The organism is Bradyrhizobium erythrophlei, from assembly GCF_042430365.1.
GTDB lineage: Bacteria > Pseudomonadota > Alphaproteobacteria > Rhizobiales > Xanthobacteraceae > Bradyrhizobium > Bradyrhizobium erythrophlei.
This window is the reverse complement of record NZ_JBHMET010000224.1, coordinates 102,259-112,057: the sequence shown is the minus strand read 5'-3', so window position 1 is coordinate 112,057 and position 9,799 is coordinate 102,259. Positions and strand designations below refer to the sequence as shown.

6 protein-coding genes and 1 pseudogene are annotated in these 9,799 nt (G+C 57.3%); 3 read left to right on the top strand and 4 right to left on the bottom strand.

From position 1 onward, the window contains the following. Window positions 1-721: GDP-mannose 4,6-dehydratase (gene gmd / locus ACFFWD_RS31725; protein WP_376972124.1), on the bottom strand; the 721-nt coding region annotated here is incomplete at its 3' end. A 463-nt stretch (window positions 722-1,184) separates the two neighbouring features. Here gmd and glmS point away from each other — a divergent pair. From glmS to ACFFWD_RS31710, 3 genes and pseudogenes are all read left to right on the top strand, one after another. Beyond that, on the top strand, window positions 1,185-3,011 hold the full coding sequence (gene glmS / locus ACFFWD_RS31720) for a glutamine--fructose-6-phosphate transaminase (isomerizing) (protein ID WP_376972122.1): 1,827 nt from the start codon (window positions 1,185-1,187) through the stop codon (window positions 3,009-3,011). A 500-nt stretch (window positions 3,012-3,511) separates the two neighbouring features. Beyond that, window positions 3,512-3,718: pseudogene (locus ACFFWD_RS31715) on the top strand (IS5/IS1182 family transposase); the annotation flags it as partial. 271 nt (window positions 3,719-3,989) lie between these two features. Continuing rightward, window positions 3,990-4,847 carry an effector protein NopP gene (locus tag ACFFWD_RS31710; RefSeq protein ID WP_376972120.1) on the top strand — a complete coding sequence of 286 codons (858 nt, stop codon included), beginning with the start codon at window positions 3,990-3,992 and terminating at the stop codon, window positions 4,845-4,847. A 590-nt stretch (window positions 4,848-5,437) separates the two neighbouring features. Here the strand turns inward: ACFFWD_RS31710 and ACFFWD_RS31705 are convergent. From ACFFWD_RS31705 to ACFFWD_RS31695, 3 genes are all read right to left on the bottom strand, one after another. Next, window positions 5,438-5,824, bottom strand: a complete 387-nt coding sequence (locus tag ACFFWD_RS31705; protein ID WP_376972118.1) for a response regulator transcription factor — start codon at window positions 5,822-5,824, stop codon at window positions 5,438-5,440. A gap of 93 nt (window positions 5,825-5,917) precedes the next feature. Continuing rightward, complete coding sequence (locus tag ACFFWD_RS31700; RefSeq protein WP_376972116.1) at window positions 5,918-6,595, bottom strand: response regulator transcription factor; 678 nt, start codon at window positions 6,593-6,595, stop codon at window positions 5,918-5,920. Then, window positions 6,592-9,264: a PAS domain S-box protein gene (locus tag ACFFWD_RS31695; protein ID WP_376972114.1), complete on the bottom strand. Its 2,673-nt coding sequence runs from the start codon at window positions 9,262-9,264 to the stop codon at window positions 6,592-6,594. The genes ACFFWD_RS31700 and ACFFWD_RS31695 overlap by 4 nt, the downstream gene beginning before the upstream one ends. Window positions 9,265-9,799: the final 535 nt, after the last annotated feature.

Here is a 9,799-nt window from a genome sequence, read left to right as displayed (position 1 = left end):
CGACATAGTCGCGGGCATGACCCCAGTCGCGCTTGGCCTCGAGATTGCCGAGATAGAGCCTGTCATCCAGCCCGACCTCGATGCGCGCGACGCCGCGCGTGATCTTGCGGGTCACGAAGGTCTCGCCACGGATCGGGCTTTCGTGGTTGAACAGGATGCCGTTGCAGGCGAAGATTCCGTAGGCCTCGCGGTAGTTCACCGTGATCCAGTAGCCGTAGAGCTTTGCCACCCCATAGGGCGAGCGCGGATAGAACGGTGTCGTCTCCTTCTGCGGCACTTCCTGGACGAGGCCATAGAGCTCAGACGTCGAGGCCTGGTAGAATCGCGTCTCCTTCTCCATGCCAAGGATGCGAATTGCCTCCAGCAGGCGCAGCACGCCGATGGCATCGGCATTGGCGGTGTATTCGGCGCTCTCGAAGCTAACCGCGACGTGGCTCTGCGCGGCAAGATTGTAGATCTCGGTCGGGCGGATCTGCTGCATCAGGCGGATCAGATTGGTGGAATCGGTCATGTCGCCGTAGTGCATCAGGAACGGCACGTTGCCCTCGTGGGGGTCCTGGTAGAGATGATCGATGCGCGCGGTGTTGAACGAGGACGAGCGCCGTTTGATCCCGTGCACGGTGTAGCCGAGGCCGAGCAGATATTCGGCGAGATATGCGCCGTCCTGCCCCGTAACGCCGGTGATTAGCGCAACGCGCCGTTTCGAATCCTGAGCCGTCATTGTCTCTCCAGACGCGCAGAAAGAAAGGCGCCCTTGGCAAGTCATTTGCGGAGCGAGTTTCAAATAATCTAGATACGCAGGCTCGCTACCACGCGCAAATGGAAGAGAGCGATCTTTGCTCTAATCATACACATCAAAGGAGCGTGCACATTATATACATTGATTTATATTGCATTGGGAGCCGCACGTGTAATTAGTCTTCAAAGGTCAAGCTCAACAAGACTTCTCGATCTGCCTGATTACCGAGATGACCGAACGTAGGCGAGATACCCAGGCGCGCTATTGCGGGGGCCAAAAGTTCATATGAGTCGAGAGTATTTCGGCGCGGATGCGATTCGCGGTCGTGATCTCGCTGGAGATCGCGCCTAGATGCTTCGAGCGACTTGCGTCGTTTGCCAATTTCGCGAAGAGGTTCCTCGAGTCTTGAAGATCACTTTCCTTAAATCGTGGGGCATCCATCGGTATGTGCGGAATTGTCGGCATCGTAGGGCGTGGCCCGGTCGTCGAGCAGTTGATCGGTTCACTTAAACGACTGGAGTATCGCGGCTACGACTCTGCAGGCGTTGCGACGCTTGAAGGCTCTCATCTCCAACGCCGGCGCGCCGAGGGGAAGCTGAAATACCTTGAGGAGCGGCTGCGCGGCGATCCGTTGTCAGGTCGTATCGGCATCGGTCATACTCGCTGGGCCACCCATGGCAAGCCAACGGAAGGCAATGCCCACCCGCATGTGACCGAAAATGTCGCGGTAGTTCACAACGGTATTATAGAAAATTTCCGCGAGCTGCGTGCCGAGCTGGAAGAGAATGGCGCTAGTTTTGTCTCTGAGACCGATACCGAGGTGGTGGCGCATCTCGTCGAATCTTACTTAAAGAATGACTACTCGCCGCAGGAAGCAGTGAAAGCGTCGCTGCAGCGGCTGCGCGGTGCCTTTGCGCTGGCATTCCTATTCAAAGGCCACGACGACCTCATGATCGGCGCACGCAAGGGGGCGCCACTTGTGGTCGGGCATGGCGACGGTGAAATGTATCTAGGATCGGACGCTATTGCGCTTGCGCCTTTCACCGACACCATCACCTATCTTGAAGACGGCGATTGGGCCGTGCTTACCCGCACCATCGGCGTCATCTATGATTCGAGTGGTGCTATAGCCCACCGGGAGGCGCTGAAGTCCGGTGCGTCGTCGCACCTGGTTGATAAGGCGAATTATCGCCACTTCATGGCGAAGGAAATCTACGAGCAGCCGGAAGTGGCCCAACGGACGCTGGCGCATTATGTCGATATGGCCGCCGAGCGCATTGCGCTGCCGTTCAAATTACCATTCGATTTCAATGTCATTCAACGCATCTCGATCACGGCTTGCGGCACGGCAAGCTATGCCGGCCACGTTGCCAAATATTGGTTCGAGCGGCTGGCACGTGTGCCGGTCGAGATCGATGTAGCGTCCGAATTCCGCTACCGCGAGGCGCCTTTGCGCAAGGGGGATCTCGCAATCTTCATCTCGCAGTCAGGGGAGACTGCCGACACGCTGGCCGCGTTGCGCTACGCCAAGGCCCAAGGGCTGCACACGATTTCCGTGGTCAACGTGCCGACATCAACGATTGCGCGCGAGAGCGAAACCGTGCTGCCAACGCTGGCGGGGCCGGAAATCGGCGTCGCCTCGACCAAAGCCTTCACCTGCCAGCTGATGGTGATGGCTGCGCTTGCGGTCGCGGCAGGTAAGGAGCGCGGCGAATTATCCGACATCGAGGAAACGAAGCTGGTGCGCGAGCTGATCCAAGTGCCAGGACTGATTGCTACGGCGCTCGCGATTGAGCCGCAGATCGAGAAACTCGCGCTCGACATCGCCAAGTCGAGCGATGTTCTCTATCTTGGTCGTGGCACGTCGGTCCCGCTTGCGCTGGAAGGCGCGCTCAAGCTGAAGGAAATCTCCTATATCCACTCAGAGGGATATGCCGCCGGCGAACTCAAGCACGGTCCGATTGCGCTGGTCGACGAGACCGTGCCGGTGGTGGTGATCGCACCTTACGACGGCGTTTTCGAGAAAACCGTGTCGAATATGCAAGAAGTCGCCGCTCGTGGCGGCAAAATCATTCTGATAACCGATGCAAAGGGAGCTTCGGAAGCGACGGTGGACACGCTCATGACCATTGTATTGCCGGACATGGCCGCAACCTTTGCGCCCATGGTCTATGCCATTGCGGTGCAGCTGTTGGCCTACCATACCGCGGTCGTGATGGGCACGGACGTCGATCAGCCACGCAATCTCGCGAAATCGGTCACCGTCGAATAGCCGGCAGCGTCTAAGGTTGAACCGTTTCCGGCCGTCTAACGGTTAGGCCCTGCGATTGGTTACACCTAGTCTGTGGATGCCAAAAACGGGATAGACCCTCAGGCTCGCTCCCATCCAGAATTGATTGCCGTTGCTAGGCTATCTAGGGTGCCTTTGCGGTCAATCCGCTGGTGGCGGCTCGTACGCACTCCGCGTTGAATAGAGGCGCACACCTGGACTTGATCTTGGGTCGCTACCCGATCTCCAAAAGGACCAGGATCCCAGCGATGGCATCAACAGTTCGACTATGCACCGATCCAATCCCTGACTGACGAGCATCCTAAGCAGCGCTCACGTCATCTCCGCAACAATGAGAGTTCCAGCGGCAAGCGCTCGCTTCTCTCAGTTGCGGGCATTCATTCAAGCGGGACGCTTGCAACAAACCCGAATGCGGGAGCGAAGCGCGAGCCACGACGCTCCACCCGATTACAATTTCTGAGCTTCATCTCCGGCCAGAAGCGAGGGTGACGCAGAGGATCAAGCGCGAATGCGCCGCAGGTCGGCCGTCGATTCCATCATCGGCCATCTCAAAGCCGAGCACCGCATGGGCCGCAATGATCTCTGGTTCCGGCACGGCGATGCTGAGAACGCCCTCCCTCCTTGCCGCCGCCAGCTACAACTTCCGCCGGCTCATCCGATCGCGCTCCCTTTGCTGTGCGTGGTCCTAACCGCACTCTTCCCCGTCCGGTCATGCCATGGGGAAATCAACCTCCGCCACAGACGACGATCTGGCTCTTGCTCCGTAACAAGGTGCATCCGACGTATGCCGCAGCCTGACTATTTATTCAGGCTGAGAGCGCTTGGAACAGGTCGGATCGTCTTTCTGCATCCAAAGAGCGTCCACGTCAGCTTATCGTCAGCTAAGCTGCCTATCGAGCGCTGAAGGGCCTAACCGGCCTCAACTCAATGAAACCTATACCTCGTAGAGGGCGATTCATTATGCATGACGGTATTCGCGGCTCGTCCAGTGTCCGGTACACGTCCGTTGGCGAAGCTGATCAAGCGAATCCTTCAAGAGCAAACGCCGAGCAAACCGATGCCGAGGGTAGAGGGTTCGCAGACATGTTCGCCAACATGCACTTGGCCGCAGAGGATTCCAACGCCAGTTCATCTTCGATAGCGCCGGCTTATTCGCTCCTTTTCAAGCCTCCTGTGGTGGAGATCAATAAGGAAACATTCAGGAGACTAGCGAAGACATTTCATGACGATGAAATCAACCGCATCGCCAAAAATCCGCAGGAGTATTCGGATTTCGTATCCACACGAGCCAAGAATGCCGCAGAGGCCGCGGCGGAATACGGCACCACTACAGATTCGGAGCATGCGCGATATTTCAGCTATCAATTAGGAAACAAGAGTGTCGCACTCCTGAGAACGGAAGAGGGATTCAGCATGACTGAGTTCGACGGTGAAAAGTGGCGGGAACTGTTTCCCGGACGAACTGACATCACCTCCACTGTCGATCTTCAGGTTGTTCATCCCCTTGTTGAGAACGCTGGCGATATCCTGCTTGAGCATCAACTTCGACTAGACGGCGAACGTCCGTTGCTCAAATGGTATCCTCTCAATGAAGAAGCAAAAGCCCGCGCGGCGATGATGGGGTTCGTGGAAGTGGACGATTGCAACATGGTACTTGATCCTACCCAGCATCCTGACAAATGGACAAAGAACAGCGCCGGTGAATGGCAGCGTGCAAACAAACCTCCACTATATCTCTCCAAAGCCGAGGAAAGCGAGAGCAGTGCTACCGAGAGTGCAACTGACCCCACGTACCCCTACGAGGATGACTTTATGTGAGCTTGGGGTCTATGGGATGGTCGCGAAAAGGCAATCAATCCGTTCGACCTCAACCGCGTCATCGTCCGCACCACGGTTCAGCCCAATAACGTGATGTTTCCGACCGATGCGCAGCTTTTGAACCGGGCGTGCGAGATCTGGTCTGGCTGGCAAAGCGGTAGGGTCTTTCGTTGCGGCGATCCAATCCAATGGCGGATGGTTAGTGAAACCGAAGGACGCCGTCGCAAGAGTGGTCTGAACAAGTCGCGGACCGAAGCCGCGGTCCAATGGACAAACCGTATAATATCCCGAGACAGTCTTAAGGCCGCGGCTTGGCGGCACTCTTCGAAGTGTTCGACCGTATGCGATTGTCCTGGGGAAGTCCGACATCCGCTCGCCCGTTTATCGAGTCAGTTTGAGGTTCCAATGAATGGAGCCCTCGGCACCGGGGTTATGACTTCGGCTTTATGGCTGCCGTGATGGCGACTGCATGGCAGGTGTCATCAGGCTTGTGGGTTTATCGCAAGGTCAAACTGCCCCAGGGCTCGTTCGGGCGCCGTGCGAGGCGGGCGCTCAGATCAGGCATGAAGGTGAGCGAATGGCGCATTGTTTCAGGTGCCGGCCCCGCCACGGTGATCCGCCAGTGCGGTATCCAGGAACTTCAGCAAGGTCTGTCCGGCGAAGGGCTTCGCCAGGAAACTAACCGCTCCGGCGTTCAGGGCGGAGGCGCGAATGCGGTCATTGGGGAAGGCGGTGATGAAAATCAACGGTGCACCGTAACCGCGGGCCCGCATCTCCGCCAGCAGGTCCAGGCCGCTCATAATCGGCATCTGCACATCCGTAATCACACAGGATGTCTCGTTCAACTGAGGCGACCGCAGGAACTCCTCGGCTGACGCAAATGTGTGGACGATATGGCCGCGCGATTTCAAAAGGTTCTCTATCGCCGCACGGACCGACGCGTCGTCATCAACGACGGAAATCAAAGGTGTGGACAAGACACGCCCTCCCGACGCGGGCAATTGCTTGCCCAAGCATTAGCCACCCTGGACGAACAAGTGGGCTCGAGGGACGAGATTGTAAAATCATACTTAGGTTTGTTCGGAGCGGTTGGCACTGATTCCCAACGTTTCAGCCATTCTGATCAAATCGGCGAGCGATCGTGCGCGCATCTTCTTCATTACGTGTCCCCGATAGATCTTGACGGTAATCTCGGCGAGTCCGAGCTCGGCGGCTACTTGTTTGTTCATCAGGCCGGTAGCGACCAGTTTCAATACCGCCTGCTCGCGCGGGCTTAAGGTTTCAAATAAGGACCGCAGATTCGCGACCGTCTTCTCGGCCTCCCGCCTCTTGCGATCCCGTTCGGTCGCCGCAACCACTGCATCAAGCAGCTCCTGATCGCGAAACGGCTTGGTGAGAAAATCGACCGCTCCACCCTTCATGGCCCTGACGCTCATGGGAATATCGCCATGGCCTGTGATGAAAATGATTGGAATGCGAATGTTCGACTTGGCCAGCTCGGTCTGAAAATCGAGGCCACTTAATCCTGGCAGTCGGATGTCAAGAACCAGGCAGCTAACGGTATCCGGAAGCTTGCTCTGCAACATTTCGCGGGCCGATCCGAAAGTAACGACGTCCAGGCCCACCTGTTGAAAAAGGTTGGTGAGCGACCGACGCATCGAGACATCGTCCTCGACAACGAAGACGATCGGTTCTGTCGGCCCCTCGGTCTTCCTGCCTTCGCGCGGCGAGTCAGAGCGTCCGTTCACGACACGACCTCCTTATGCAACGGCAGGGCAAATTGAAAGGTCGCGCCCGGCTCCGGCTTGCGGACAATCGACAGGCGCCCTCCGTGAGCTTCCACGATCGAACGGCAGATCGAAAGACCCATTCCAAGGCCGCTTGATTTGGTGGTGAAGAAGGGGTCTAAGACGCGGTCAGTGTCATCCTCGGCGATCCCGACGCCGCAATCAGTCACGGCGAGCTGCACGCGCCCCGTGTCGTCCATGGATGACCGAATCACCAGTTCGCGCGTCCGGTCCTCAACCGTTTGCATGGCCTCAATTCCGTTCATTACCAGATTGATGATCACCTGTTGCAGCTGAACCCGATCACCGAGGATCGTGGGCAGGACTGGCGCCAACTCGGTTCGTAACGTCACCTGTTGGCTCACCAGCTCTCGTGTCACGAGCGCGATGACCTCCTTAACGACGTCATTGATATCGAGCGGCCCCATTTCGATCTCACCTTTCTTCGCAAGCGCGCGGACGCGCCGGATCACCTCGCTTGCCCGAATTGCATCTTCGATGATCCACTCCACCGAGCAGCGCGCGGCAGAAAGGTCAGGAGCCTCGCGGCCCATCCAACCGAGGCACGCGTCGGCATTGCTGATAATGGCGGCGAGCGGCTGATTGATTTCGTGGGCGATGGAGGTTGTCAGTTCCCCTAGCGTCGTCACGCGCGTCACATGCGCAAGCTCTGCCTGTGCCTTTCGCAGCTCTTGTTCGGCCTGATCTGCACGAATAGTTGCGGTGATGTCAGTGCTGACGCCGCGGTAGCCGAGAAAATTGCCGCCTGCATCGAAAAATGGCTTGCCACTGGTCCGGACGTAGATCGGAGATCCCATCCGGTTGACGGTGCGATAGATAAGATCGCGAAATGGGAGACGTGCGTCTAGCGTCGCCCGATGTTGCTGCCACTTCTCGGGTTCTACTTCGACGTCGCACGCAATTTCCCAGCGAGGCTGGCCAATGAGCCCTGTGGCCAAGATGCCCGCAGCGCTGGTGTGCTCCGATAAGTGGGTGACCAGGTGGTCTGGCCCGGTCTCCCAGAGCCAGTCGGAAGCCGTTTCGGCGTAGTCACGAAAGCGCTGCTCGCTTTCGCGCAGCGCAGCAAGAGTGTTTTCCAATCGTTCCCTGGCCGCGTGTTGCTCGGTGACGTCCATATGCGTTCCGATCAGCTCGGTGGCAGAGCCATCGCTGCTGACCACAGCATGCGCAACGGAATGTATGCGCCTGATCGCGCCATCGGGAAGAAGGACTCGGAAATCATACTCGAAGTTCCCCCCCTTGTCTTCGATAGCCTGGCGCTGCACTTCCTGAAGCCGCGGCAGGTCGTCTGGATGGATACGCGAGCGGATCGCATCTATCGATACGGCCTCTTCCGGATCGAAGCCAAATAGACGGTCGACCTCGGCGGAGCGATACACAAAATTGCGGCGATGGGGGTCCCAGGACCAACTGCCCGTGTGAGTGAGATGCTGGGCCTCGGCCAGATAGGCCTCGCTACGGCGCAACTGCTGTTCCGCCTGCTTTGCGGCCGTGATGTCTGTCGCTGCCCCGACAAATTCGATATCACCAGACGCGGTTCGGGTGGCTCGTGCCCGCGCGTGGAGGTGCTTTATCGAGCCGTCCGGCATCAGTAGTCGGTATTCATGCTCGAAATCCTCCTGGTGTTGCATCGCTCGATCGATAATCTGCTGGACGGAGGCTCTATCTTCTGGATGGGTACGATCAATGACGAGTTGCGGTCGCGGTTTCGTCGCCGGATCGTATTGGAAAATACGAAAAGTCTCCTTTGACCAAAACGGCTCGTCGGAGGCGACGTCCCAGCCGAAGCTGCCCGTGTGGCTCAATTCCTGAGCCTGGGCCAAATGTGCTTCGCTCCGCTGCAGCGCAAGTTCGGTCCGCTTCTGCTCGGTGATATCTTCGCAGGCAATGAGTACGATGGGCTTGTCATCAGCCCACAGCATGGCTTTGGCGTTTTCACGCACCCACAGCACCGAACCGTCCTTCCTGATCTTCCGGACGTCCCAGGTGTGCGATTGGCCGACCATTTCAAGGGACACCGCGACGCGTTTGCGAACGAACGCACGATCTTCGTCCTGAAAAACCTTCAGCACGGATTGGCCGATCAGTTCGGTGGGCGTATAGCCGAGCTGTGTCGCGCCGAAAGTATTGACGTTCAGGACCGTTCCAGCTTCATCGACCATGAAGTACATGACTGGGTTGTGCTCAAAGATCTCGCGCCACTGTTTTTCGCGGTCGCGTAAATCGGCCGCGATGCGCTGGAGCCTCGCTGCGGTCTCTAGCGCATCCTCCCTTTCCTGGCGGATCTTTCCGATCAAGTAAGTTCCGACGATCGAAGCAGTAAAGAAAGCAACAACAACCTGAAGATCTTGCGGATCGTCGATCCAGAGACTGAAAGTTGGCGGCGCAAAGAAGTAGGCCAAAGCAGCGACAGAAACCATGGAAAGGGTGGCCGACGCAATGAAGCTGTCCATCTGCGAAAACAGCAATATCACCACCAGATAGGCAAACGCCGTCGCAGCGAAATGGGCATGAAGGCATAAGGACATCAGCGTCACCAGTGCCAGCGTGATGCTACCGAAAACAAGCTGCGTGGCTGACCGTCCGAATTTGGTGACCTGATTAGACATGCTTTTAAACCGTCCGGCCTTTCTATGGCAGGAGAAATTAACATCTTAGGCAAAAATGCGGCAATTCCTTCGACCCCCAACTGCCCGTGAGCGGGTTCCGAGATCGATGAGCGCCGCTGAAATCAGCACGAGCCGAACGGAGGCGCATTACAAACGTTCGTATAGTTTCCTTAAACATTTCGATATCGAAGGCTTGAATGTGTAGGAGCCTTCGATCTCAATCTCTTAGCCCTCTCGACAGCAAAAGCCACTTTCAGGAAGCAAATTGCCTCCACGGCCGGCAGAAGGATCGAACCCAACCGGGGGGCGATCCGGCACAGGGCCTTGGCAGCACATTCCAGTTACGCTCATGACGAGAAAGTCCGCTGTATCGGATGTGAGACATGGACGTCGATCCCGCTATTCCGATCTCCCGCGCGGGCTGCCAGCCAAACTGATTTACCCGGCGGGCGCTAATCCGTTCAATCTTGTCGCGGTCGCTCCACTCCTGTGCGTCTTTGACACGGAAAATAGCCTGCACATAAAAGCTAATCTT